The sequence below is a fragment of the Maribacter sp. genome, from assembly GCF_039974175.1.
Classification (GTDB): Bacteria; Bacteroidota; Bacteroidia; order Flavobacteriales; family Flavobacteriaceae; genus Maribacter_C.
Map to the genome: position 1 here is coordinate 531,248 of NZ_JBDWJN010000010.1, position 26,125 is coordinate 557,372.

At 40.6% G+C, this 26,125-nt stretch carries 23 protein-coding genes and 1 tRNA gene; 12 read left to right on the forward strand and 12 right to left on the reverse strand.

Translation table 11 applies throughout. The annotated features are described in order from the left end of the window. The first annotated feature begins 6 nt into the window (after positions 1-6). On the forward strand, positions 7-729 hold the full coding sequence (gene bshB1, locus ABJN95_RS11420; protein ID WP_348370529.1) for a bacillithiol biosynthesis deacetylase BshB1: 723 nt from the start codon (positions 7-9) through the stop codon (positions 727-729). Here bshB1 and ABJN95_RS11425 read toward each other — a convergent pair. After that, positions 726-2,822 (reverse strand): tetratricopeptide repeat-containing sensor histidine kinase, encoded by a 2,097-nt coding sequence (locus tag ABJN95_RS11425; protein ID WP_348370530.1) that lies wholly within the window; start codon positions 2,820-2,822, stop codon positions 726-728. The genes bshB1 and ABJN95_RS11425 overlap by 4 nt on opposite strands. A gap of 296 nt (positions 2,823-3,118) precedes the next feature. On the opposite strand from ABJN95_RS11425, the gene ABJN95_RS11430 reads away from it, so the two are divergent. After that, positions 3,119-3,194: transfer RNA gene (locus tag ABJN95_RS11430), tRNA-His, on the forward strand. A gap of 247 nt (positions 3,195-3,441) precedes the next feature. Here the strand turns inward: ABJN95_RS11430 and ABJN95_RS11435 are convergent. Further along, the gene (locus tag ABJN95_RS11435; RefSeq protein WP_348370531.1) at positions 3,442-5,004 is read right to left on the reverse strand and encodes a M28 family peptidase; all 1,563 of its coding nucleotides are present in this window, start codon (positions 5,002-5,004) and stop codon (positions 3,442-3,444) included. 131 nt (positions 5,005-5,135) lie between these two features. Between ABJN95_RS11435 and ABJN95_RS11440 the strand changes: the two genes are divergently transcribed. Next, on the forward strand, positions 5,136-6,305 hold the full coding sequence (locus ABJN95_RS11440) for an aldose epimerase family protein (protein ID WP_348370532.1): 1,170 nt from the start codon (positions 5,136-5,138) through the stop codon (positions 6,303-6,305). Positions 6,306-6,337: 32 nt separating this feature from the next. Here ABJN95_RS11440 and ABJN95_RS11445 read toward each other — a convergent pair whose 3' ends face one another. Beyond that, positions 6,338-7,180, reverse strand: coding sequence for an AraC family transcriptional regulator (locus tag ABJN95_RS11445; RefSeq protein WP_348370533.1), 843 nt, complete (start codon positions 7,178-7,180; stop codon positions 6,338-6,340). Between the two features lie 144 nt (positions 7,181-7,324). Between ABJN95_RS11445 and ABJN95_RS11450 the strand changes: the two genes are divergently transcribed. From ABJN95_RS11450 to cydB, 7 genes are all read left to right on the forward strand, one after another. Then, the gene (locus ABJN95_RS11450; RefSeq protein WP_348370534.1) at positions 7,325-8,248 is read left to right on the forward strand and encodes a dihydrodipicolinate synthase family protein; all 924 of its coding nucleotides are present in this window, start codon (positions 7,325-7,327) and stop codon (positions 8,246-8,248) included. Continuing rightward, positions 8,242-8,508 (forward strand): DUF1272 domain-containing protein, encoded by a 267-nt coding sequence (locus ABJN95_RS11455; protein WP_348370535.1) that lies wholly within the window; start codon positions 8,242-8,244, stop codon positions 8,506-8,508. The genes ABJN95_RS11450 and ABJN95_RS11455 overlap by 7 nt, the downstream gene beginning before the upstream one ends. After that, positions 8,505-10,088: an aldehyde dehydrogenase (NADP(+)) gene (locus ABJN95_RS11460; RefSeq protein ID WP_348370536.1), complete on the forward strand. Its 1,584-nt coding sequence runs from the start codon at positions 8,505-8,507 to the stop codon at positions 10,086-10,088. The genes ABJN95_RS11455 and ABJN95_RS11460 overlap by 4 nt, the downstream gene beginning before the upstream one ends. A 9-nt stretch (positions 10,089-10,097) precedes the next feature. Beyond that, positions 10,098-11,105 (forward strand): 4-hydroxyproline epimerase, encoded by a 1,008-nt coding sequence (locus ABJN95_RS11465; protein ID WP_348370537.1) that lies wholly within the window; start codon positions 10,098-10,100, stop codon positions 11,103-11,105. Between the two features lie 24 nt (positions 11,106-11,129). Further along, positions 11,130-12,380: an FAD-dependent oxidoreductase gene (locus ABJN95_RS11470; RefSeq protein ID WP_348370538.1), complete on the forward strand. Its 1,251-nt coding sequence runs from the start codon at positions 11,130-11,132 to the stop codon at positions 12,378-12,380. A gap of 92 nt (positions 12,381-12,472) precedes the next feature. Then, positions 12,473-13,852: a cytochrome ubiquinol oxidase subunit I gene (locus tag ABJN95_RS11475; RefSeq protein WP_348370539.1), complete on the forward strand. Its 1,380-nt coding sequence runs from the start codon at positions 12,473-12,475 to the stop codon at positions 13,850-13,852. 5 nt (positions 13,853-13,857) lie between these two features. Then, the gene (cydB, locus tag ABJN95_RS11480; RefSeq protein WP_348370540.1) at positions 13,858-14,895 is read left to right on the forward strand and encodes a cytochrome d ubiquinol oxidase subunit II; all 1,038 of its coding nucleotides are present in this window, start codon (positions 13,858-13,860) and stop codon (positions 14,893-14,895) included. A gap of 7 nt (positions 14,896-14,902) precedes the next feature. Here the strand turns inward: cydB and ABJN95_RS11485 are convergent, their stop codons facing one another. Both ABJN95_RS11485 and ABJN95_RS11490 read right to left on the reverse strand, forming a co-directional pair. After that, positions 14,903-15,337: a nuclear transport factor 2 family protein gene (locus ABJN95_RS11485; protein WP_348370541.1), complete on the reverse strand. Its 435-nt coding sequence runs from the start codon at positions 15,335-15,337 to the stop codon at positions 14,903-14,905. Positions 15,338-15,429: 92 nt separating this feature from the next. After that, entirely contained in the window at positions 15,430-16,137 is a 708-nt protein-coding gene (locus ABJN95_RS11490) for a Bax inhibitor-1 family protein (protein ID WP_348370542.1), read from the reverse strand. A 169-nt stretch (positions 16,138-16,306) separates the two neighbouring features. Here ABJN95_RS11490 and ABJN95_RS11495 point away from each other — a divergent pair, with 169 nt between their 5' ends. After that, positions 16,307-17,890, forward strand: coding sequence for a sulfatase (locus ABJN95_RS11495; RefSeq protein WP_348370543.1), 1,584 nt, complete (start codon positions 16,307-16,309; stop codon positions 17,888-17,890). Positions 17,891-17,932: 42 nt separating this feature from the next. Further along, positions 17,933-18,763, forward strand: a complete 831-nt coding sequence (locus tag ABJN95_RS11500; RefSeq protein WP_348370544.1) for a fumarylacetoacetate hydrolase family protein — start codon at positions 17,933-17,935, stop codon at positions 18,761-18,763. Between the two features lie 9 nt (positions 18,764-18,772). Here the strand turns inward: ABJN95_RS11500 and ABJN95_RS11505 are convergent, their stop codons facing one another. The 7 genes from ABJN95_RS11505 to ABJN95_RS11535 form a co-directional block, all read right to left on the reverse strand. Beyond that, positions 18,773-19,534 (reverse strand): hypothetical protein, encoded by a 762-nt coding sequence (locus tag ABJN95_RS11505; protein ID WP_348370545.1) that lies wholly within the window; start codon positions 19,532-19,534, stop codon positions 18,773-18,775. Between the two features lie 185 nt (positions 19,535-19,719). Beyond that, positions 19,720-21,408: an NAD(P)/FAD-dependent oxidoreductase gene (locus ABJN95_RS11510; protein WP_348370546.1), complete on the reverse strand. Its 1,689-nt coding sequence runs from the start codon at positions 21,406-21,408 to the stop codon at positions 19,720-19,722. A 71-nt stretch (positions 21,409-21,479) separates the two neighbouring features. Beyond that, positions 21,480-22,610, reverse strand: coding sequence for a Gfo/Idh/MocA family oxidoreductase (locus tag ABJN95_RS11515; RefSeq protein ID WP_348370547.1), 1,131 nt, complete (start codon positions 22,608-22,610; stop codon positions 21,480-21,482). A gap of 14 nt (positions 22,611-22,624) precedes the next feature. Next, complete coding sequence (locus ABJN95_RS11520) at positions 22,625-23,320, reverse strand: SGNH/GDSL hydrolase family protein (RefSeq protein ID WP_348370548.1); 696 nt, start codon at positions 23,318-23,320, stop codon at positions 22,625-22,627. A gap of 59 nt (positions 23,321-23,379) precedes the next feature. After that, the gene (locus ABJN95_RS11525; protein WP_348370549.1) at positions 23,380-23,793 is read right to left on the reverse strand and encodes a hypothetical protein; all 414 of its coding nucleotides are present in this window, start codon (positions 23,791-23,793) and stop codon (positions 23,380-23,382) included. A gap of 78 nt (positions 23,794-23,871) precedes the next feature. Beyond that, complete coding sequence (locus ABJN95_RS11530) at positions 23,872-25,161, reverse strand: dienelactone hydrolase (RefSeq protein WP_348370550.1); 1,290 nt, start codon at positions 25,159-25,161, stop codon at positions 23,872-23,874. A gap of 133 nt (positions 25,162-25,294) precedes the next feature. Beyond that, complete coding sequence (locus ABJN95_RS11535) at positions 25,295-26,113, reverse strand: EcsC family protein (RefSeq protein ID WP_348370551.1); 819 nt, start codon at positions 26,111-26,113, stop codon at positions 25,295-25,297. Positions 26,114-26,125 lie beyond the last annotated feature (12 nt).

Below are 26,125 nucleotides of genomic sequence, written 5' to 3' on the forward strand. Positions count from 1 at the left end.
AAATACATGAAACTAGACATATTGGCCTTTGGCGCTCACCCCGACGATGTTGAATTAGGAGCAGGAGCGACGATCGCTAAAGAAATTTCTCTCGGAAAAAAAGTGGGTGTAGTAGATTTGACTAGGGGAGAATTGGGCACCAGGGGTTCCGCAGAAATTCGAGATCAAGAAGCCGCTCGATCTGCTGAAATTTTAGGACTTTCCGTACGTGAGAATCTTGAATTTGCGGACGGTTTTTTTACGAATGATAGAGAACATCAGCTGGCAGTAATTCGCATGATACGAAAGTATCGTCCCGAAATCGTGCTGTGCAATGCAGTTGAAGATCGCCATATTGATCACGGCAAGGGGAGTAAATTGGTAAGCGATGCCTGTTTCTTGAGCGGTTTGATTAAGTTGGATACCAAATTGGAGGGTGATGACCAATGGCAAGACGCATGGCGACCAAAACGAGTCTACCATTATATACAATGGAAAAATCTAGAACCAGATTTTGTTGTTGATGTTAGCGGGTTTATAGATAAAAAAGTAGCTTCAATTTTAGCGTATAGCTCTCAGTTTTATGACCCAAAAAGCGACGAGCCTGAAACACCAATTAGTAGTAGAAATTTTATTGATAGCGTAACCTATCGTGCACGTGACTTAGGAAGATACATCAATAGCGAGTACGCCGAAGGTTTTAACTCAGAACGATATCCTGCAATACGAAGTTTAGACGATCTTATCTAGCTTGCTTGCTGTAATGATTTTTTTTTTGCTGTTGGCACCGTAAAGTAAAAACAAGATCCCTTGCGTGGAACGCTTTCTACCCAAATTGAACCTTTGTTGTTTTCTACCATTTCTTTGCATAACGATAAACCAAGACCGGTACCTTTTTCATTGTCTGTACCATAGGTGGTAACATTTGAGTTTTGGGCAAAAATTTTATCTTGTGCTTCTTGGTCTATACCAACACCTGTATCGCTAACCGAAACCTCCCAATATCCCTCCTTTTCTTGGGCATCAATAGTAACTAATCCGTTTTTAGGAGTAAATTTTAAGGCGTTGCTCATCAAATTGCGAATGACAATATCGATTTGATCGGCATCAGACCATGCTAAGGTATTTTCACTGAGTCGACTCACCAATTTAATTGCTTTATTACTGGCAATTTCCGATAAGAGCTTAATATTGTCCTGAACAAGATGTTCTAAAGAAACCACTGAGGGTTGGGTTATAGTGCCATTCATTTGTGTTTGTCCCCATGAAAGTAAATTGTTCAGGGTAAACGAAATATTGTCGATATCCATCCGCAATTTCGGAACAAATTTCATAAACTCGGTTTGGTTAATCTCCCCATTTTTTAAAAGTTGCAATAAGCCCTGAAACGCACCTATTGGTCCCCTCAGGTCATGTCCAATAATGGAAAACATTTTGTCTTTCGTTTGGTTAATGGCCCGAAGTTCAATTTCATTGTTTTCAAGATCAGCCTTCTTTGAATGCAACTCTCTATTAAGTTTTTTCTGTATTTTCTCGCTTCTTCCTACCAGTAAGGTAATTATTGCGAGGATTAATAAAATGGCAAGGGAGGCATAAACGTAATTTTTTTGTTTTGTCAATGCCTTTTCATTGGCTGCAATTAGGCTTTGCTTTTGTTGCTCATGGTTCATTTTAGTTTTGAGCATCAAAAGATTCTTTTCACTGCCGTTCTTGGCAATCGTATCCGATAATCTTTGAAAAAGTTCATGGTAATTTAGCGCACTTAAATAGTCCTTCTTCTTTTTACTTATTTTATAAAGTATTTCGGCGCTCTTTTGAATACCATTATTTTCGTTTAACCTCGAAGAAATTTCTAAGGCTGACAAAGCATATTTTTCAGATATATCATCTTTTTGAAGCCCCATATGGGCTTCCGCTATTCCATTTAGAAGGCTAATTTCACTTCTCTCATCTTCTACACTATTATTATGTAGCGCCTGGCTTTGGTCATACCAAAAGATGGCCCATTTGTATTTACCCTGCTTTAAATAGGTTTTTCCTTTTACCTCATAGCCAAAAGCAAGCCAGTCCATCAATTCTTCCTTTTCAAAAACAGCAATGCTATTGGTAATATGGTACATTGCATACTCAAGATTACCTATATCTGCATATATAGAAGCCATATTACTAGTACTGTAGGCCGTAAATACTTCGTCGCCGATCTCTTCGTTCAGTTTTTTTACGATTTTAAAATAATACAAGGCCTGTTCATAATCTTTTTGCTCGGCATAGAGTAAGGCAATATTTTCATTGAGCACAGCGAGCATGCGTTTATGTTCTGTCTCGGTAGCTATTTCGATTCCCTGCAAATAGACCTCCAGTGCTTTTGCATAGTCGCCATGGAATGTATACTGATTTGCCAGTTGGTTTTGAGCAGCCAGTAGGAGAGCGGTTTCATTTTTTTCTTTTGCTATTTTTAAAGCGGCCTGGTAATTTTGAATGGCTTTTTCATGATTGCCCTTATCCGAATAGTAATCGCCTATATTGCCAAGTGCCTCTATATGCCCGATAGTATAATCAATGGCAATACTGTGCGTATGGGCTTGTTCAGCAACAAGTAGGAGACTGTCAGCTTTATAAAACCTCAGGTTTTCACCGAGTTGGTTTAGCAGGTTTACATGAACGGTGTCTTTTTCATTGAAACTTTTGTTTGCCTCGGTTTTTTGTAGCAACCGTATAAGACTGTCTCGTACGTTCTGTTGGCCATGGGAGACGTTTACAAAAAATAATATTCCAAAACACAACATAGACAGTGCCTTTACCGGAATTTTTAAAGTAAAAAAGTTGGTCTTGGTTAAATGCATTCAAATAGGTAAGGTTCGATCTATAAATGTAGGCCATTGTATAACCCACTAATAATTTATGTTGTGAAATGATTTAAATAAGATGTAAGACCCTATGATCATGTATTTTGCGTTGATTTTTCAATCCAAGACCTGCGAGTTTATATGTTGCATGTTGCTTTGCGATATTGAGGAAATATGATCTAAATGATGCCTTACCCAAGGCTGCATCATGACACTACAATGCAAAGTTCTTTTTAGAAGGTTTATTTTGAAAGATTAATTAAAAAAAATTACCTTTGCAGTCGCTTACAAATGGTGGTTGTAGCTCAGCTGGTTAGAGCGCTGGTTTGTGGTACCAGAAGTCGCCGGTTCGAACCCGGTCTTCCACCCTAAAATAGGTGTAAAGGTCCCTTCGGTAAAACGTTGGGACTTTTTTATTTTGAAACTAAAGCTAGGGTGAGAGGCCTGTGTCGAGCGTGTCGAGGTGAACCCGGTCTTCCACACGTATATAAAAGCTTTGGTTTATTGACATTGATTATTTATGCCCCGCTTCCCAATTGCTACTTCTCGTGAGTAAAATAACATCCAAAAAAAAGTCTCGCTACTAGCAAGACTTTTGTAAATGATACTTTTGCTATTACCTACTTACCTTATCAACTATAACGCGTTGATTTCTATTGGCCACCTCCCAGGCGGTATGAAATATCAATTGTGATCTATTTTTTAACAAATCATAGTTTATTTTATCTGGGGTATCTGTAGGTCTGTGATAGTCATCATGTGTTCCATTGAAATAAAAAATGATGGGAATATTATTTTTAGCAAAATTGTAATGATCACTTCTGTAATAGAAACGGTTTGGATCATTCTCATCATTATACGTATAATCTAGTTCAATATTCATGTATTTCGAATTCACTTCTTCAGAGAGGGAATGCAAATCTGTGCTTAACTTATCGGAGCCTATTAAATAAATGTAGTTGCGATCACCATCTCGTTTTGGATCAATGCGACCTATCATGTCAATATTTAAATTTGCAACCGTTTTTGCCAAAGGTACTATAGGATCGATGTCAGTATAATATTGCGATCCTAACAAGCCTTTTTCTTCACCCGTAACATGTAAGAACACAATAGATCGTTTGGGCCCATTGCCCGCGTCGGCTGCCTTTTTAAAGGCTTCTGCGATTTCTATAACAGCAACGGTACCAGAACCATCATCATCAGCTCCGTTATTAATTTCACCATCTGAATTCACACCTATATGATCGAGATGTGAGGAAATGATGATATACTCCTCCGGTTTTTCCGAACCTTTCAAAATAGCGGCTACGTTTTCTGAACTAACTTCATCATTACTACTTTCAACTTGAAAATCTATTTTTGCTGAAACAAGTTTAGCCACATCATCAGTTTCGATTTCTGGCAGAAGGTTTTTTGAAAAGTTAGCGTCAATAAAGAAGCTTGTAAAAGTTTGACCTGTGGCCTCTTTTAGTGCCATACTACCGCGGTCTTGCCCTTTCATATAATCAAATCGACTTTTGAAGCGCGGATAATTGTTTTGATCAAAGTACAGTATTCCTTTTGCACCTTTATCTTTGGCCAATGCAATTCTCTTATTAAGCGATTCCGACAGGTTGCTCCATAAAGATTTTGTGCTTGTTCCTGACAGTTGGTAGGTGCCATCTTCATTTTTGGGCTCTCCTGCCTTCACCAAAACATATTTACCTGTAACATCAAGATTCGCATAATCGCTATAATCGCCATCTTCAATGCCATAACCTGCATAGGCAATGGTTTCAAAAGACTCTGCAGCAGGGGAAAATGAAAGTATGTGCTCACCTATAGTATAACTGGTTCCATTGAGTTTTACAGTTCCAGTTGGCAACTTACCTATCTCTAAGGGTACTTTTTGAAAATAATCTCCGTCGGACTTTGCCGCTGGAATTCCTAATTTTTCATATTGGGCCTTGATGTAGGCTACGGCCTTTTTTTGACCTGGGCTGCCCGTTTCTCTACCTTCATATTCATCTGAGGCATACACATACAGCAGCTCTTTTAATTCAGCTTCAGTGATAGTCTCCGCATAGGTGGTAGCACTTACGGCTGGGGCCTGGGCAGTTGTTGTTTCGGTAACCGTTTTTTGGGAGGTGTTGCAGGACATGGCCAAAGCAAGGCTGCAAAGGAGGATTCTTTTCATTTGAGAGTTTTCTTGAGTTAGAAATTCTCCAAAAATAGTGAAAACTTAAGGAACTGGGCCTTGTAATAGAATTTCACTTTTTTCATTACCTTGTAACTTCGAGTAATGCTAACTAAAAGCAAATCACAATAATGAGAATTTTATTAACCGCACTTTCTTTAATGCTTTGTCTATCCGCTTGCAGAGAAGAAAAAAAGAAGGAGGTCGAATCGCAGCAAATGACAGCGCTAAAAACCAGTATTTCACCGGAAGATTTTGAAGGGGTAGTTGAGGGAGATTCTATTAAATTGTACGTCTTATCTAATAAGAACGGACTTGAAGTAACCTTTACCAATTTCGGTCAGCGTTTGGTTTCTTTACATGTGCCTGATAAGTTTGGAAACTTCGAAGATGTTGTACTTGGATATGGAACCTTAGACCAGTTCGTTAATGGGCCAAAATCATATTGGGGTTCCATAATCGGTCGTTATGGCAATCGCATTGCAAAGGGAAGATTCAAGATTGGAGAAAATAGCTATGAACTGGTTAAAAACAACAATGATAATCACCTGCACGGCGGAGATAAAGGCTTTGAAAGTGTGGTTTGGAAGGTAGAAAATGCAACTACAAACCGCATCGATTTTTCAAGGGTTTCCCCAGACATGGAAGAAGGTTATCCAGGGAATCTGTCAGTTAAAGTGTCTTATACCTTAACAGATGATAATGAGTTGAAAATCAGTTATAAAGCGAGTACAGACAAGACTACTGTGGTAAATCTCACACATCACTCTTTTTTTAATTTAAAAGGCGAAGGAAATGGAGATATTAACGATCACATTTTAATGATCAATGCTGATAGTTACACTCCAGTTGATTCAGGACTCATTCCTACAGGAGAGATCGCCATGGTCACAGGAACTCCTTTTGATTTTACAATACCAAAGGCAATAGGTAAGGATATAGATGCTGACTTTGATCAGCTCAAAATTGGTAATGGTTACGACCATAATTTTGTCTTGAATGATTCCCCAAAAAATGCAGAAGGTTTGGTTTTGTGCGCAAAAGTAGTCGAGCCTGCTAGCGGTAGAACAATGGAAGTGTATACTGACGAACCCGGTGTTCAATTTTACGGGGGCAATTTCATGGGTGGTAAAACCATTGGAAAAAGTGGGAAACCTTATGTATTTAGAGGATCTTTTTGCCTAGAAACCCAGCATTTTCCTGATTCACCCAACCAAGCTGATTTTCCCAGTACCCTGCTGCAACCAGGCGAGGTCTATACCTCGAATTGTGTGTATAAATTCGGTGTTGTTGAAGATTGAATTTCTTTTATACATCGTTAATTGTCGGTTAATTACAGCGATTTTCTATAGCGTGACGGCACCGTGCCTTTAAACAACTTGAATTTGCGATTGAAGTTGGATATTGACTTAAATCCTGAGCGTTCTGAAACTTCAGCTATAGAGACATCCTCCTGGTTGTTTCTCAATAATTGACTTGCATGCTCTATTCTTAACTCGATTAAAAACTGAAAAAAAGTTTTGTTGGTGCGCTTTTTAAAGAATTTACAGAAGGCATTCGGAGTCATGTGAACAAGATCTGACACCACCTCAAGCTTTACTTCCTTATCAAAATTATGAAGTACATAGTCAAATACAAGCTGCATTCTTTTTCCGGCCAAATTCCCGATTTCTTTAGGATAGGTAAAGCTGGTCAATGATTTTCTGTTTGCCTTCACTAGCTGCTGCAGCAACGCTATAAATAAGACCACGCGGGTCGTTTTAGAGGCCTGGGAAAACTCTAATATCCGATCGCCAATTTCTTGTTGGCCCGATATTATTTGAAAACCATCCTGAACAAAGTCAAAGAAAGGTCTTACTTCCGCCAGATCGGAAAGGGTAAAAAATTCTTTACCAAAGGTTTCCGGGGTAAAGAATAAGGAAATCATGTGTACGGTACCTTGCGCTCCTTCAGATTTAAAAAGGTGAGGGCAATTTCCACCGATTGCAAAAAAGTCGCCATCTCGAAATTGATGAACGCTATCACCTACGATCAGTTTTCCAAATCCTTTTACGACAAGGCTGAGTTGTATTTCATTGTGCCGATGCAAGTTGTTGTAAAACCCCTTGCCCTTATCAATTTGTACAATTAGGTTCTCGTGTAAGGGCTTTACAATCTGAAAAGGCTGGACTCTCATTTAACAAGATATAGGCGAATATTATACTACAATACTCAAAAGTATTGATTTATTGGATAATAAAATCTCAATTTTGGATAAAATGAAAGTAACCACACTATGGTTTTTCATTTTATTTTTGTTGAAAATAATAAAGAATAGGCTATGAAAGTAGAATGGACCGGTGTCATGCCGGCAGTAACCACAAAGTTTACAGAAAATGATGAACTGAACATGAAGATGTTTGAAGTAAACATTAATGCACAACTTGAAGCGGGTGTTAATGGCATCATTCTAGGAGGTACGCTTGGTGAAGCAAGCACCCTTACCGATGATGAGAAGCGAATTTTAATAGAAGAAACCGTTCGTATCGTCGAAGATAAAGTACCCGTTGTAATCAATATTGCAGAACAAACGACAAAAGGAGCGGTGGAAGCGGCTCATAAAGCGGAACGCTATGGTGCCCATGGTCTTATGATGCTTCCGCCAATGCGTTATAAATCAACTGACTATGAAACGGTACAGTATTTCAACACCATTGCAAAAAATACTGAGTTACCAATTATGATTTACAATAACCCAGTAGATTATAAGATAGACGTAACTTTAGATATGTTTGAAGAGCTGCTGGTGAATGATAATATTAAAGCAGTTAAAGAATCGACTCGCGACATATCGAACGTCACCCGAATCCGAAATCGATTCGGCAACCGTTTGAATATTCTTTGTGGGGTCGATACCTTGGCTTTGGAGAGCATTGCTGCTGGAGCAGATGGTTGGGTCGCCGGATTAGTTTGTGCTTTCCCTGCAGAAACAGTTGCCATTTGTAAGCTCGTCAAGGCAGGAAGAATGGCCGAAGCATTGGAGATCTACAGATGGTTTATGCCCTTGCTTGAATTAGATATAAGCCCACAGTTGGTGCAAAATATTAAGCTCGCCGAAGTAGCTACTGGTTTGGGAACAGAAAATGTACGAGAACCGCGTTTACCATTACAAGGAGCCGAACGTATACGGGTGCAACGTATAATTGAAGAGGGACTGCGAACCCGACCTACCTTACCTGAATATAAATCTTTGGAAGTGTGTTAGAAATAAGGCCCACTTGTGAAAATTGTAATAAATCGTTGCCATTTGATTCTGAAGAGGCAATGATTTGTACATTTGAATGTACTTTTTGCGTAAGCTGTGTTGAAGAACTATTGCATGAAGTTTGTCCGAATTGCGGTGGAAATTTTGTGAAGAGACCTATTCGGCCAGCAGCACTGTTGGAAAAATATCCGGTTTCGCAAAAAGTGGTCCATAAACCGGTGGATATTGAAGCACATCTAAAAAGAATTCAAGAAAGATGATTACAGGAAAAAATTACGTTGGGAATAGATTGGCGGGTAACGGTACAAAAACCTATACCACCTTTAACCCCTTGTTAAATATTGAAAACGAGAATGAGTTTGTAGAGGCGAGTACCGAAGAGATCAATGAGGCAGTTTTTTTAGCCTCAGATGCGTATATAGCTTACAATCAGAAATCAGGGAAGGAAAAAGCTGCTTTTTTAAATGCAATAGCAGATAATATTTTGGCTTTAGACGATACGTTGATACAAACGTATTGTTCAGAATCAGGCTTGCCGGAAGGAAGGGCAAAAGGAGAGCGAGGAAGAACCATGGGTCAACTCAGAGCATTTGCCGCTTTATTAGATGAAGGTTCATGGGTTGATGCAACCATCGATACCGCTATTCCCGATAGATCACCAGCCCCAAAACCAGATTTAAGAAAAATGTTGGTTCCACTCGGCCCTGTTGTTGTATTTGGGGCAAGTAATTTTCCATTAGCCTTCTCTACGGCGGGAGGCGATACTGCGGCAGCTTTGGCCGCCGGTTGCCCGGTGATAGTGAAATCACACCCTATGCATGCCGGAACAGGAGAATTGGTAGCTTCGGCCATAATCAAGGCGGCCGAAGCAACCGGAATGCCTAATGGCGTTTTTTCTAATTTAAATAGCAGCGGTATCGAAGTAGGGGTACAGCTCGTAAAACATCCACAGGTGAAAGCCGTTGGCTTTACAGGAAGTATAGTCGGTGGCCGGGCGCTTTTTGATTTGGCGGCTCAACGCGACGAACCTATTCCTGTTTTTGCCGAAATGGGAAGCATCAATCCGGTTATCATACTGCCGGAAGCTTTAAGAAATAGAGCTGTTGAGCTAGCAAAAACCTATGCGGGCTCTATTACGGTTGGGTCAGGACAGTTTTGTACAAATCCAGGACTGCTTTTAGGCATAGCAGGTGAATCACTTACCCAGTTTGTTCAAAACCTATCCGATGAAATCGTAAGAATCGAGCCTTCTTGCATGCTTCACCCAAAGATTGTTGGTGCCTATGAAAAGAATAAGCAGACCGCTATTGATCAATCTGGCTTAGTGGTGGCGGCCGACTATGGGTCGGAGGTCAACGTAAACTACGCCCGTCAGGCTGTTGTTACCGTTGAAGGGAAAACCTTTTTAGAAAATACAAAACTACACCACGAGGTCTTTGGGCCGTTCTCAATGGTTGTACAGTGTAAAGATGCTGCAGAATTACAAGAAATCATTAACAATCTCGAAGGGCAATTAACAGGTACTATTATTTCAGATACGAATGAAATAGCAAAATACCCTCAAGTAATAACCGCTTTACAGAATAGGGTGGGGCGCATTATTTTTAACGGCGTTCCCACAGGAGTGGAAGTCTGCCCTTCAATGCAACATGGCGGACCGTATCCTGCTTCTACCGATAGTCGTTTTACGGCTGTCGGCACTCAATCTATCAAAAGATGGGTACGGCCATTTAGTTTCCAAAATTGGCCTGATGATCTCTTACCTAATGAATTAAAGAATGCCAATCCGTTAGCAATTAATAGATCTGTAAACGGAAAACTTAATAGTGATGCGATTTAATAATTATTGATGGGAAGGCGCATATTCACTTGCATCGATGCTCATACCTGTGGAAATCCGGTAAGGGTAGTAAAGGAGGGAGGCCCCGATTTACAAGGCGCTACCATGAGTGAAAAACGGCAACATTTTCTCAAGGAGTACGACTGGATACGCAAAGGATTAATGTTCGAACCCCGAGGGCACGATATGATGAGCGGTAGTATTTTTTATCCTCCTTCAGCGCCCGAAAACGATTTTGGAATTCTTTTTATAGAAACCAGCGGATGCCTTCCCATGTGCGGGCATGGAACTATTGGAGCCATTACAATTGGTATTGAAGAAGGTTTGATACATCCAAAAATTCCAGGTAAAGTGCGCATGGAGACCCCGGCGGGGCTGGTACAGATTGACTACCAGCAAACGGCCAATAAAGTAGATTGGGTAAAACTTACCAATGTAAAGGCGTATTTAGCGGCCACAGCACTAACAGTTCATTGTGAAGCATTGGGTGAGTTAGTTTTTGATGTTTCCTATGGAGGGAATTATTATGCCATTATCGATCCACAACCAAATTTTTCTGGTATACAAGATTTTACCGCTAGCGAATTGATTCAATATAGTCAAGAAATCAGAGCGAAGATTAATAAAAAATACCCAGACAAATTCATTCATCCAGAAGACAGTACCATTCGTGATGTCAGTCATATACTATGGGCTGGCGACACCATTTCGTCTGAAGCAACGGCACGAAATGCTGTGTTTTATGGTGATAAGGCCATAGACCGTTCGCCTTGTGGTACAGGAACCTCAGCGCGTATGGCACAGTGGTATGCCAAAGGAAAATTGAAAATTGGCGAAGCGTTTATTCATGAAAGTTTTATTGGTTCAAAATTTATAGGTCGCGTGGAGTCAGAAACCAGTTTGATGAATATCAGCGCCATCACCCCAAGCATTCAAGGTTGGGCAAAAATATACGGGCACAACACCATAAGCATCGACGATGACGATCCATATGCACATGGATTTCAAGTGATTTGATTTTTTAAAATTGTTTCCTGAAAAATGAGTAAAAAAATTATCATTATCGGCGGAGGTATCGTAGGATTAAGCTCAGCCTATTTTCTACAAAAAGAAGGCCACCAGGTAACAGTAATAGACAAATCTGATATTACTTCTGGCGCCTCCTTCGTAAACGCAGGTTATTTGACCCCTAGCCATATCATCCCCATGGCATCTCCAGGTAAAATAACTCAGGGACTTAAGTGGATGTTTGATTCTAGGAGTCCGTTTTATATGAAACCGCGCTGGGATGTCGATTTTTTCAAGTGGTCTTGGTATTTCAAAAAGTCGTCTACAAAGGCCAAGGTCGAAAAAGCAATTCCGGTTATAAAAGATATTAACCTTTTAAGTCGAGATCTGTTCGAAGCAATTAAGGCCTCCGGTGATCTTGGTGATTTTCAACTTGAACGCAAAGGTTTGTTGATGATCTATAAAACCCAGGCTTCTTACGAGCATGAAATGGAAGTTGCCAGAAAAGCGAGCTTTCTAGGGTTGGAGGTGAATGAACTCGACAAATCACAACTTTCTAAACTTGAACCCAATATTGAAATAGACGCAGAAGGTGCCATTCATTATGAGTGTGATGGCCACACAACGCCCACTGAAATTATGCCCAAGATGCTGCAGTATCTCAGCAGTGTGGGAGTGGATATTAGAACCAATGAAGAAGTCTTGGATTTGTACGTAAACAACGGTCAGATTAATACGGTTAAAACATCTAAGGGTGAGCTTTCGGCTGATGAATTCATTTTAGCAGCCGGTTCTTGGACTGGAATTTTGTCAAAGCGGTTGAGTATTAAGCTACCACTACAAGCGGGTAAAGGATATCGAATTAATGTTAAACGACCATTGGGTATTTCAATGCCTGCAGTGCTTATGGAGTCGAGTATGGCTGTAACACCAATGAAAGGATTTACGCGTTTTGCAGGTACCATGGAGTTTTCGGGAATTAATGATACCATACGAAAAGAACGGGTTGAAGCCATTGCGGCAGGAGCCCAAAAATATTATCCCGAACTGAAAATAACTACCGAAGAAAAATCACAAGCAAAAGCGGGTATGCGGCCAGTCACCCCTGATGGGCTTCCGTATATTGGCCGGTCATCTAAAGTAAAGAATCTGATTTTTGCTACAGGTCATGCTATGATGGGCTGGAGCTTGGGTCCGGCAACAGGAAAATTGGTTTCTGAAATCGTTGATGGAAAAAAAGCTTCTATGGATATTTCTCCCTTTCTTCCTCATAGAAAATTTTAATACAATTATTGCAAAAACGAGTGGTAATTCGCATGTTTTTAACTCATAAACCGGACCTTGTGCCGTATCTTTGATATGTAAAATTTCGTATCATGGATGTTGAAATTCTCGCCCGTCTACAGTTCGCCTTCACAATTGCTTTTCACTACATTTATCCCCCTCTTAGTATCGGTATTGGTTTATTGATGGTCGTCTTCGAGAGTCGTTATATCATCACTAAAAATAAAGAATATCATACGCTAGCAAAATTCTGGACTAAGATATTCGCACTAACATTTGGTATCGGTGTGGTTACTGGTATTGTGATGGAATTTGAGTTCGGTACTAACTGGGCAGTGTATTCAAGATATGTAGGCGACATATTCGGTAGTGCCCTGGCTGCTGAAGGGATATTTGCTTTTGCTTTAGAAAGTGGATTCCTTGGAGTGCTGTTATTTGGGTGGAATCGGGTTAAACCATGGGTGCATATGGTTTCTACCATTGGTGTCTTTTTGGGTTCGATGTTTTCGGCAATATGGATTGTGGTTGCTAATAGTTGGCAGCAAACTCCGGCCGGATATCATATCGTTGGGGATGGTCTAAACGCCCGTGCCGAAATCACTGATTTTTGGGCTATGGTGTTCAATCCGTCTAGTGTTGATCGCATCATGCACGTTTGGTTGGGCGCTTTTTTAGCAGGCGCTTTTCTGATTTTAAGCGTTCATGCCTATTACATTATTAAAGGAAGGTATGTTGAAATTTCTAAAAAGGCCTTCAAAATTACCTTGGTTGTTGCTACCATTTTTTCGTTAGCACAGCTGGTGTCTGGCCATAGTTCCGCAGATGGGGTTGCCAAAAATCAGCCAGCAAAATTGGCTGCCATGGAGGGCCATTTTGCGCAATCGGCCCCTGCCGATATGTACCTGCTGGGATGGGTTGACAAAGAAAAACAAGAAGTAAATGGACTTAAAATTCCAGGAGGGCTTTCTTTTTTAATTGATTATGATTTTGAGGCTCCGGTCACTGGGCTCAATGCTTTTCCAGCAGAAGATCGCCCGTCGCAGATTAATGCCGTATTTCAATTCTATCATATTATGATTAGTATTGGTATGTTTTTAATAGCCTTATCACTATATGGTTGTTATGCATGGTGGCGTGGAAAACTGTTTGATAAAAGGTGGTTGCTATGGACTTTCGTATTTGCAGCCTTCCTGCCTCAAATCGCAAATCAAGTAGGATGGTTTGCCGCTGAAATGGGGCGACAACCATGGGTTGTTTATGGCCTCTTACGTACCTCAGACGCTTTTTCACAAGCTGTTACCGCAAACCAGATACTGTTTTCATTGATTCTCTTTATGGTGGTGTATGCCATTCTTTTTTTATTGTTCGTATATCTGCTCAATAAGAAGATTAAGCATGGCCCTTATGAAGAAGGAGATGCAAATAATAGGCCCTTAACACGTGAAATAACCAATGTAGTAACTGGAAAATAAATACTATGGAAACTTTTTTAGGATTGGATTACCCAACTTGGTGGTATTTGGTAATAGGCGCTTTGTTTTCAGGTTACGCGATTTTAGACGGCTTCGATTTTGGGGCTGGGGCATGGCATTTGTTTTTTAAAAAAGAACAAAGTCGTAGAATTGCTTTAAATGCAGTAGGTCCTGTATGGGATGGCAATGAGGTTTGGTTGGTCATTGGCGGTGGCGCTTTGTTTGCTGGATTTCCTGTGATGTATGCCACTTTGTTTTCTTCTATGTATACCCCTTTTATACTTTTCTTGGTTTTTATCATTTTTAGGGCCATATCTATTGAGTTTCGAGGGAAGGAGGAAATGAAATGGTGGAGAAAAACGTGGGATATTGGCTATAGCGTTTCTAGCATTATGCTGGCCTTTCTTTTAGGAGTGGTTTTAGGAAACGTACTTCAGGGCATCGCTCTTGGTGCCGATTATCAGTATCAAGGTGCTGGCTTCTTTGAGTTTTTAAACCCGTATGCCTTGCTGACCGGTTTGACTACACTTTCCCTTTTTATGGCTCACGGTGCCATTTATTTATTGTTGAAAACAGAAGGAAAACTCTACGAAAAGTTGACCTTGTTACTAAAGCGAGGAATAATCTTTTTTATCATTTGTTTTAGTATTACCACCATTTATACCCTGTTATATATTCCCCATTTATCAGATGCATTCAAAAACAATCCTACCTTATTTGTTGTTCCTGTTGCCACTTTTTTGAGTATAGCGAATGTGACCCGTTTGGCAAGTAAAAAGAGGTATCGATGGGCATTTTTCTTCTCCGCGCTGACCATAAGTTTTTTGCTAGCGTTGGTTGCTATCGAACTGTACCCCACCTTATTGTTTTCTACTATTTCGCCTGAATATAGTATTGATGTCTACAATGCCGCTGCATCTACCAAAACACTCAAAATTATGATGCGCATGGTTGCCATTGGCGGGCCTTTGGTATTGGGGTACACCTATTTTGTATACCGTACCTTTAAGGGCAAAGTGATTTTAGATGAAACAAGTTATTAAGTGTTGCTCAACAAGAAGAATCTCCGATGATCTTCCATTCTCCGTTAATCCTTTTAAAAACGATCATAAAGGTTCCGTTGGCATCTCCCGCTTCTCGGCTTAAAAAATAACTTCCCATTACCCAATAGGCATCGGCATTGATCTTGGTGATGTTTGCGATTTCAAAATTTAGCGTACCAGTTTCCTTTGCAGTAGGGTAGTTTCGTTTGTAGTTGGCCAAAGTGGTCTGCCAGCCTTTCGTAATTTTCCCTCCGCTGTAATAGGTTAGTTCTTCAGACTTCCAGTAACCCGACATAAACCCCTCGATATCGTTTTCCGACCACGCTTTCTGCTGTTGGGCAAGAATCGACCGTATAGCAGCTTCATCATCAGTTGCGGTAGGTTGGGTTGTTTTGCAGGAGAATATTAAAAAAAGGGCAATTATGGGTAGTATGGTTTTCATAAGATTGTATTTTAGATGCATTGAAAGTACGAAATCTCACAAAAAAAGCCCTGATCATGTATCAGGGCTTTGAATTTATATGGCTAGGCTTGTTAATCACTTGATAGTATACTGAGTATGTACCAGAATAACAACATTAACGAGGCGAATAGGCCTAAAGAGGCTGCCACATGTTGGTCTTCTTGGTACTTGTGAATCATATTTGAAGTTTGGTATAGAATAGATCCAGAGGCTAGTATTACCATTCCGGCACTGAACCAGAGTCCGAGATTAAAACCAAACAAAGTTCCAGCTACTATCAAACCTATTGCGATAAAACCACCGAGGGTTAAGGCCGACTTTAAAAATGAAAAATCCTTTTTGGTAAGAAAAACAATAGCTGAAAGACCAGTGAATAAGCATAAAGTCAAAATAGCGGCTTGATTCAGAATATCAAAAGCTCCATCTTCGGCCATCATCATAGCTATAAAGATGAGCGGAATAAAGATAAAGGCCTCTGCTATAACATACAGAATAAGACCCGCATAGTGCATATTGGTATTAGTACTACTAAGGGCCATTTTTTCAGCATAGTTGGTAACCAACATAAATCCGCCCAAAAGCAGCAACCAGCTAACACCACCGGTTAGCGACAATGCGAAATTAACGATGACATCAATTTGAAAGAATAAGGTCTCAACAAGAATAAACAAAAGTACCGCTCCGGCTAAGTGGGCATAGGTTTTTTTGTAAAACGTAACTCTTGCTTCGTCAGTTAATTGACTTACCATTGGTGAATTGGGCATCTGATGATTTTCCATAGGAATAGGGTTTAGGGTTTTATTGTTTAAAAGTGGAAAACGTCGGTTTTGGGTATTAAATTTTAAAACTCAGACGAACAACCTGTTTTTTCGATTTAAACCCCGGAAAAGCATAATGCGCTACATTTTAACAGATTTCTTTAGTATCTTGTTTCATCAACCAACTGTAATGAATTTTTTTTATCGAAAACCAAAAAACCTAATTTTTCTTTTTCTTGGAACTCTTTTTTCGATATCCGTAGTGCCTCAAACGGAATCAAAATCTGACGACAGACCCAATGTTTTGTTTATTCTATCTGATGATCATACGTCACAGGCGTGGGGAATTTACGGTGGAGCATTGGCTGACTATGTTCAGAACGACAATATCAAAAGGCTTGCCAATGAGGGCACTGTGTTGAATAATGCATTTTGTACGAATAGTATTTGTACACCCAGTCGCGGAAGTATTTTGACAGGGCAATACAGTCACATCAATCAGGTATATACCTTGAACGAACCGCTACCTAAAGGGCATCCCAATATTGCGAAAACACTTTCCGAAATCGGATATCAAACGGCCATTATTGGTAAATGGCATTTGGTAGATAAGCCAGAAGGGTTTGACCATTTCAACGTGCTACCTGGGCAGGGACGGTATTGGAATCCGATACTTAAAACAGAGGAAAACTGGCAAGACGGCCGTAATAGTCAGTTAGGAAAGGAATATACAGGATTTTCGACTGATGTAATTACCGATTTAACGATTGAACATCTAGAGCAACGTGATACTTCAAAGCCCTTTTTGATGTTCTGTAATTTCAAGGCTACCCACGAACCTTTTGATTATCCCGAACGTTTTAAGCATTTGTATGTCGATGTGGAAATTCCTGGGCCTGAATCTCTTTTTGATTTTAAGCCTGAAACTACGGGAAGGACCTTTGTTGGTCAAAAACTTGAAAAATTGGGTATCCGCTGGGACAATGCTACAAAAGATCCAGAGAATTGGTGGACGACATACCCGGGACTGCCATATCCTCTAGATGGCTTAGATAGTATTCAAAAACGAAAAAAGATCCACCAGAAACTGGTGAAAGATTTTATGCGTTGTGGCGCGGCCATTGATGATAATATTGGTAAGCTTTTAGACTTTCTTGAAAAAGAAGGCATTGCCGATAATACTATTGTAGTCTACACGGCTGACCAGGGTTATTTTTTAGGAGAACATGGTTTTTTCGATAAACGCATGATCTATGAAGAATCGCTTCGTATGCCTTTTGTAATTCGTTATCCAAAGGAAATCAAGGGAGGGCAACGCATTGACGATATTATTCTCAACATAGATTTCGCTGCGCTACTAGCCGATTATGCAGGCATTGATAGACCGGCGTACATGCAGGGTCAAAGTTTTCGTGAGAATTTAAAGGGGAATACCCCCGATAGTTGGCGCAAACAAATGTACTATCGCTATTGGTTGCATCATCCTGAACGCCCGGCACACTTTGGAATTCGCAATGAACGCTACAAGCTGGCCTTTTTCTACGGTCAAGATTTAGACAAAAAAGGAACATCTAAAGTGATTTCAAAACCCGCATGGGAGTTCTTTGATTTACAAGAAGACCCAAAGGAGCTGCACAATGCCATCTCTGATCTTAAGTATTCGAAAATTATCGCTAGTATGAAATTAGCACTGAAAGAAGAACGAATGAAGTATAAAGACCTCGACCAAGATTCGAAGATCATGCAGACGATTCTAAAAACAGCATTTAAATAGCGTTATTGTCAAACCATCTAACGAGCCAACAATCCGTATTCAATGAAGGTATATAAAATAAGGGCCGGAGCCGTAATCGAGCACGAAAATCAATTTTTCACCATGGAAGTTGATGATTGGGATAACTTTCTCAACCGTTCAAACTTGTATCAATGGTTATTGAACGAACTGGTGGGCTTAACCGAGGTTGACGATGTCAATTTAGATGTTTTGGAAATTCCAATGGGAACCCAAGAAATTTGGGCATCTGGAGTAACCTATATGCGTAGCAAAGAAGCTCGTATGGAAGAATCTAAAGATGCGGGTGGAGGTACTTTTTACGATAGGGTGTATGATGCCGAACGACCTGAACTGTTTTTTAAAGCAACAGCCCAGCGGACAGTACCACATAGAGGTGCCGTTCGTATTCGAAAAGATTCTGATTGGAATGTTCCAGAACCCGAATTAGCACTTTTGGTGAGTGCCAAAGGAACTATTGAAGGATATACCATTGGTAATGACATGAGTTCGCGCAGCATAGAAGGGGAGAACCCGCTATACCTTCCACAGGCAAAAACCTATGAAGGTTGTGCCGCCTTGGGGCCTTGTATTTATGTTTGTGAAGGATCAATTGATTCCAATACCATGATTAGCTTGGAAATTCTACGTGATGCACAAACTGTCTTCTCAGGAGAGGTATCTATTAATACCATGAAACGCGAACTTCAAGATTTGGTAGACTATTTGTTTCGGGAGTGCAATTTTCCACAGGGTTGCTTTCTAATGACCGGAACGGGTATTATTCCACCAGACGAATTTACGCTGCAGGTGGGCGATGAGACACGAATTGCCATTGAAGGAATAGGAACTTTGGTGAATTTTGTGGCGTCTTAACACTTGCCTTCAAGGTTTCGCTATGGCTTTTATCAAGTTTGCCTTTGCGATATTCAAAATTTCATGAAGCTCTTCTAGTGTTACTTCTTGTGCATTGTTGAAGTCGACGAGTACGTGATCATATTTTTTTGGATATTTTTTTTGAATCGCATCTCGTACAAATTTTACGGCTGGTCTTAAATGGCGGTACTCTTGATCGACTTCAATTGAAGATTCGTATAGCGCGCAGAAGAGGCTGTAAGAAGCACTTTGTTTACAAACCCTATTGTCATTTTTGTTCCAGTGTTCATCACTATCTATAAGCTTAAGGACGTTTTCTATAATCTTTACCTCCGTCTGACTTGGTTTGAACCAATTTCCCTGCAACTGGGCATCTTGAAAATTAAACTGCTTTATGACAATTGGAAGTATCGACGTACCATCTTCAAAATTTCCAGCATAATAGCCATCTGTATATTGAATTAGTGTGGCAACCCTTGTAGGCTTATCTGGCCAAGAAATTTCCACAAATCTTTGTGTGGTATCATTCTTTATTACTGTAAACTCCATAGGCGATTTACCATAGGGAGCAAGTTCGATCTTAAGTAACGCCCTTCCTTCCTTGATAATGTTGAATCTCCCTTGCTGTACTTTGCCTAGATCATCGGTATAGGTGCCGAACCAAAGTTCTTCTGCCTGAGCAAAAATAGCCGTGTTACAGCTCATGATAATGGCCATTAGAAAAACATGGAAGAGAGCAGGTATTTTAATTTTATTGATTGTAGCCTTCATAACTTATATTTAACGCGTGAACTACATAAGAGAGTCTGAAAAAATTAAATAGTTACATCAATACCGGGTTATTTTTTAGGTCTTTGCTATTTCGGTGCATATTGACTGACCTGTTGACAAAGCTGCTATTACAGAAAGCCGAGTACTGTTGGTGTAGGGATTAAAATTTAGAAACATCGCTAAGACTATACTATTGCCTTTTCCTTTGAAGCCAACCTTGCCTTGCGAACTTCAATTTTCTTTAGCATCCAATCAGGATAATCGGAGGAGTCTTCGGCCTCGTAAATTCTTAAGTGTTGATCTTTCTGTGGTTCTTTGAGTTCGTCAGGGTGACAGTTTAAAATTTGGGCGGCGGTATCAACGCCTGAATGACTCGCTCCTGCGACTCCGTGTGAGAGTATGCTTGCCCCGCAGAGGTAGAGGTTTTCGATCTCACTTTTGGCCTTAAACGCAAACGGCCCGATATGCTTTAAACTCTTTTCTGTTCCGTAGACATTGCCCTCAGTCGTATTGATATAATATTCGTTCGTAATGGGTGTGCCCAATTCTTGATGCACAATATGTTCGCTAATGCCAGGCACTGCTTTTTCCAAACCGTTGAGCATTTTTTGGCTTAGGTGTTCCTTAAAGGCTAAGTATTCAGCAGAACGTTGAGCATCCTCACCCTTGTATTTTTCAAAAGCTTTATAACCGATAAAAGTGATCACTTCTAAGGTATGGTGCTTGCCATCAAAACTTATAGGGTCTTTCAAGGTGGTACAACTAATGAACATGCCCTTAAATGGGGTGTCAGAAGCCAAATCATCGCTCATTGCCTCATCATAATACGCATCTTGGTCTTTGTCAGGCATCATCCAAATATTCCCTGAATCTAAGCCGGCAGCGGCAACATCCATGTCTACCGTCAGAAATAGCATTAGGGAAGTACAGGAGTAAATCGTCTTTTCCAATTTTTTTTGCAATCTTTTGCTTAGATATGCTTTTCCAATGAGGTTGTTATAGGTAATACCCACATCGGCATTCGATATAATTTGATGGGCAAAAAGTGACTGCCCGTTTTCCAATTCTACACCTACCGCCTTTTTTGGGTTGGTTCCTTCTATAAGAATGCGTTTTACGCCTTTACTTGTCCAGATTTCACCATGGTGTTTTTTCACAGCATTGGTCATGGCCTTAATGAGTGCACCACCGCCTCCCATCGGATAATATCCCCCATAAAAATAGTGGAACATTAAAGCGGAATGCAGTACAAAAGCTGCTTTTCTAGGTTGTACCCCATGATCACCGCATTGAATATTCAAGATGTTCTTAAGCAATGGGTCCTTTATATGCCAATTGATAACGCGGCGTAGATTAAACAATCCGTATTTGCCAAAGTGTCTTGTTTTAAAAGGCATACTAAGTTTCTGCCAAAATCCTTTGAAATAAGGAAGTGCATATAATTCTTCACTTACTTTTCGAATGAGACCTAGGTATTTTTTGATGTTTTTGGCTTCCCTCGGAAATTTTTCACTTAAGCGTACAACAAGCTTTTCAGGATCAGCTGGAAAATCAAAACGATGCTCCCCAATATGAACATGTTCATAGGCATCAGGGTTCATTCTAAAAAAAGCCAAATCATTCGCGATGCCCAAACCGCGATAGAGATTGTTCGTAGCTTCTCCTTCGCCACAAAGTCCTACATAATGAACTCCTGGGGTAAAACGATGTCCGTTTAGGTAAAAGCTATGACACCAACCCCCGGGTACATCATGCTGTTCCAAAACCAAAACCTTCTGTCCGGCTCTTGAGAGACATATCGCAGCGGCGAGACCACCAGCACCTGAGCCTATGATAATGGTATCGTATGTTTCGTGCTGGTTTTCTAGTGGCATTCCATTTTCTTTTTCAATATCGAAGATAAAAAGAAAAAGAATAGCTTTTTGAAACTCAAGTAAGTGTGGTGTTATTCAGCAATGGGATACAACTCAGACCAAAGTATGGTTTTACCTTGTTCGGCTGAGCGTTTCGCAGCATCTAAAATCTGAATTACAAGGCTATTGTTCTCTAGCGAAGTGACATCAAAAGCTTCAAGGCTATACCCATCATGAACTACTTTCTTTAAGATGGAAAACGGGTCATTTAAACCCTTTGGAAGTGGTTTAGCAGTTAAATCAATTGGCTTTTTTTTGCCATTCTCTAGCAATACCAAATCCGATTTATTCTTACAAAAAACATAACCTGTAGTACCATATACCTCCATATCCTTTACATTATGGGGCCAGTTCCACGAGGCCTGAATGATTACTTCTGATTTTTCATATTTAACGACTATGGTGGCATCATCATCTACTTTGGGGTATTTCTTGGGTTTGAGGTTTTGGGTAATGCAAGTGATCGACTTAGGAGACTCTCCTCGCATCAACCAGGTGGACAAATTGGCTCCGTAACAGCCGAAATCAGTCAATGCTCCGCCGCCATTCAAAACCGGGTCGGTAAGCCACTCTAAAAATTCAATGTTACAACCGATTTCTATCGGACCCTGATGCCCGGTGTGAAAGACCATACGTTTTATTGGACCAATTTTTTGCTTGGAGTGTATCAGCTCATATGCTTTTTCATTGCTTCCGTACCACGAAGTTTCGTAATTGGTGAGCAGTTGAACCTTGTGTTTTTTGGCTAATGCCACCATTTCTTTGGCATGTTCCCAATTCACGGCCAATGGTTTTTCAACCATAATATGTACGCCTTTTGGAGCGCAATAGCGCACCGTCTCTAAATGTTCAAAAGTGCTATTGAAAGCAGCAACCGCCTCGGGTTTGACTGCAGAAATCATTTCGTTTAGGGTAGGGTAGATCAGATCGCTTGAGTACCCATACTGTTTTGTGAGCCTTTCGGCCAAGTCTCTATTCGCCTCTACAAATCCTACAATTTCAATATCGTCTGCGCTTTTTCCACGACCTAAAACCTGATGCACATGACCATGGGTCATACCGACCACCGCAAGTTTTAGTGGTGTTTTTTTGATTTCATTCGTTTGGCTACTACTTAGCGCGGTTTGCAGTACGAGAACTAAAAAAAGCCAGGTATTTTTCATACGTTTTTATAGGACTATTGCTTTATCAAAGCCTGGGCAATGGCAGCTTCCACTAAAGGTTCCATTACTGCATAGCCTGCTTTGGTTGGGTGCACTTCGTCAGCCGCATATTTTTTTGGAAGCCCTCCACGATCATCGACCATGGCCGAGAAATAATCGAGATACACATGCCCAGTTACTTCGCAATAGGCTTTGATCATTTTATTGAGCGCAATTATTTTCGGAGCCGGTTCCAATCCTGGTTTCCATGGGTAATCGTAGGCAGGAAGGGTAGAGGATAGTACCACTTTGATGCCATTGGCATGTGCCATTTCGGCCATTCCTTTCACATTATCCATAATCATTTCTAGGGTTGACGGCCCGGTATTGCCCGCTATATCATTTGTTCCAGCTAGAAGAACAACAACCTTTGGTTTTAAATCGATTACATCTTGACGGAAACGTACTAACATTTGAGGCGTAGTTTGACCACTTATTCCTCTGTTGATCCAGGGCTTACCTTCAAAGAACTCAGGCCGAGAGTTAATCCACCCAATGGTAATGGAATTACCCATAAAAACTACTCGGTCATCATTTGCGGTAGGAGCCTTCAAGGCTGCGTTTGCCTCTTGAAATTGTGCAAGATTGGGCCAGTCTTGTGCCTTTATTGAGTTCGTTAAGCCTAAGGCTGTTAGTATTCCGATCATAAAGAGAAATTTGATTTTTTTCATATATAGCGTTTTATTGTCTTTCTCACGAAGACTTGAATCGTTTCTAGGTACAATATTGTTTACCGGTTTAAAGTATCAAATTCTTTTTCATCCTCCAAACTCAATGGGAGCTCACTTTTCAATTTTTCCAAAGCTGGTCTTTGAAAGAATAAATAGATCATCAAGCTAAACCCAACAACCAAATACAATGCATTTCCATCAAGGTAGTAGATGCCTAATGCCAAAAAAGCCGGACCTTCTAAAAGGGCATATTTAACAATAGTAGCAATTTGATACCGCTGTAATTTTTTGGCAAGTGGTTCATTTTTGGGAAGATTTCGAATCAAATTTTGAGACACAAATTTGCTGCCAAAATACCCAGCCATGGCTATGATAGGGATAAGGTAAATAAATAGATTATTACCATTAGCCACTGTGAAAGTTCTAGTTTGCACAAAGGCAAAACCAGCAAAAACAAATAAGCCTATGCACATTGATGCATGAATAATGCTGAGGGTTTTTATGAAAGATTTAGGCCGCATTTTTGATAATTAGGTTCTTCGTCTCTGAAATTATTCCGTGGGAGAAGCATGTAAAAGCTCCATTCCGGTTGAGGATCTTGGTTTGAATCCTTCCCAGTTTTTTTCGTTAGAATCGGAGGGTACATCAAGATACTTTTTGTAGTCTTTCTGCTTTAGGTGTGTACCTATAAATGCGGTAACAAAATGTTGATTTACATTGTTAATTTTTCGTTGGTCCCAGGTAGAATCGGCATAACGGTAGTATTCGTCTATATGCAATCCCGGTTGTAGTGTTTCGGCAGGTGGTGGGTTTGGAGCTACATTGTGCCGCGCACCCATATAGGTCAAAAGATAGCGGTCTGCATTGATCGCACCTTCATAGATCGCCTTGATCCCTTTTTCGTAACCAGATATATCATCTTGGCTTCCTGCCACAAATAGCGTAGGTGTTTTTAGACCTTTCAATCCTTCGGCATCCCAAACGCCACGTTCCATTCCCCATGGAGCAAAGGCAACAACAGCTTTAATGCGGGGGTCAACCATTTTTTGATATTCCAGATTACTTGCTGAATGAATACCGATAGCCTTACTTCCCCCAGTCATTCCAACGGTAAACCCAGCGAAAGCGTCGCTATAGCCTGCACCTGCAACATTAAGTACACCAAATCCTCCCATAGAATAGCCAATAATTGCGGTATTATTTGCATCAATGCGCCCTTTCAAGGCATCAGAACTAGAAGATTTTCCAAGGGATTCCATTTCATTTAGTACAAAGCGAATGTCTAAAGCGCGATTCAACAAGGTGCTCTGAAAGGCATTCGCGTCCTTGAAAGTAGAATCGGTATGATCGATTGCAGCAACGACATACCCTTTTGATGCTAGATTTTCGGTGAGGTATGTCATGAGATAGCGCGAGCCAACATACCCATGTGAAACGACAACCAATGGAAAAGCTGCGCCTTTTGTAACCGGTTTGGCATCGCGCATGGCGCGCCCTTTAAATGTAAAAGGGGTCAAAGGGCGTAGGGTATCACCGTGTGTTCCCATAACCTCTTCATAGATAACAGAGGCCTTGGTTTCAGCGGGCAAATCAGCAGGATACCAAACTTCTACGGTAAGTGGTCGGTCGTACAACGGATCTGTACCTCCTTTGGAATTTAAAATATCTACCTGCCCTTCATTCACAAGACTTAAGGTGCGAACGCCGACTTGAAAATCTCCACGCGCTGATAGTTCAGGAGCATCTGGTAGGGGATCGCCATACAAGAAATCTTGGGCTCGGCTAGTGATTGAACAAAATAAGAATGCAAGTAAAACAGCAATAGCGTAGTTCTTTTTCATAAAAGTATGTTGAGTGAACTTTAAAAGTAGGGAAAAAAGTTGGATGCAGCGTGTTGCTTGTGCGATGCCCGCGATGGTTTTCATATGACATCAAAGCGCTTATCAAAAATTGGTCTTTTGAGAATGCTATATATCAATTGAGCTGAATGCTCTCATAGGCTCCTTTCACCATTACTTCTCCGTATTGTCGCTCAAGCCTACGGATGGTAAAATGCGCTTTTGCCATATGCTGAAAATGATTGATAAAAGCCAAATTGATCGAACCGCCACCAGCAGCGCCGATGACAGGTATGGCTTGAGCCACAAATTTCTCCGATACCTGAATACTGAATCGGGAAGCTACGGCACCAATTAATTTTAGCAAGGCGTTATTACTACCCTGTAAAACACCACCTACACCATGCTTAGATGCATAGGCTGCTGCATTTTTTACTGCCGAACTTAAGGCTACTCTAGTTGCGTAATAACCGGTGTCAAGATTGTCATCGTGTTTAGATTTTCCACCTAGCGCTAGTACTTGCAAACATGCCAATTGCGTATCGTAGGAACTTAAATCTTCTCCTTCACTTCTGGCAATATCCATGATAGAACGCATCATAAATTTAGTGGCCACGGTTAAATCAAGCGCAAAAGCAGTCGCTCCAAAGGCGCCGCCCACGATTCCAGACGAAGTTACAAGTGCTTTATAGGTTCTGTTCGAAGGAGCAGCATTTGTTTTGGCTTTGTTCATGGTTTTCAGGTTTGCTTTTACCACGGTATGCAATACCTTGTGTGCTAACTCTTGCAACCACTTTTGCTGTTTTTTTGGAAGTTTATCGATTCCTGTTTCCAACACACCCCCAATACGGTTTAGGCCTTTCATGGCCCAACTGATGTCTTCCATTTTCTGTTTGGCAGACTTTAGTTCAATTAAATCTGCTTCCGATAGGGTCGTAACCAAAGAGGTGCTCATTCGTATACCTTT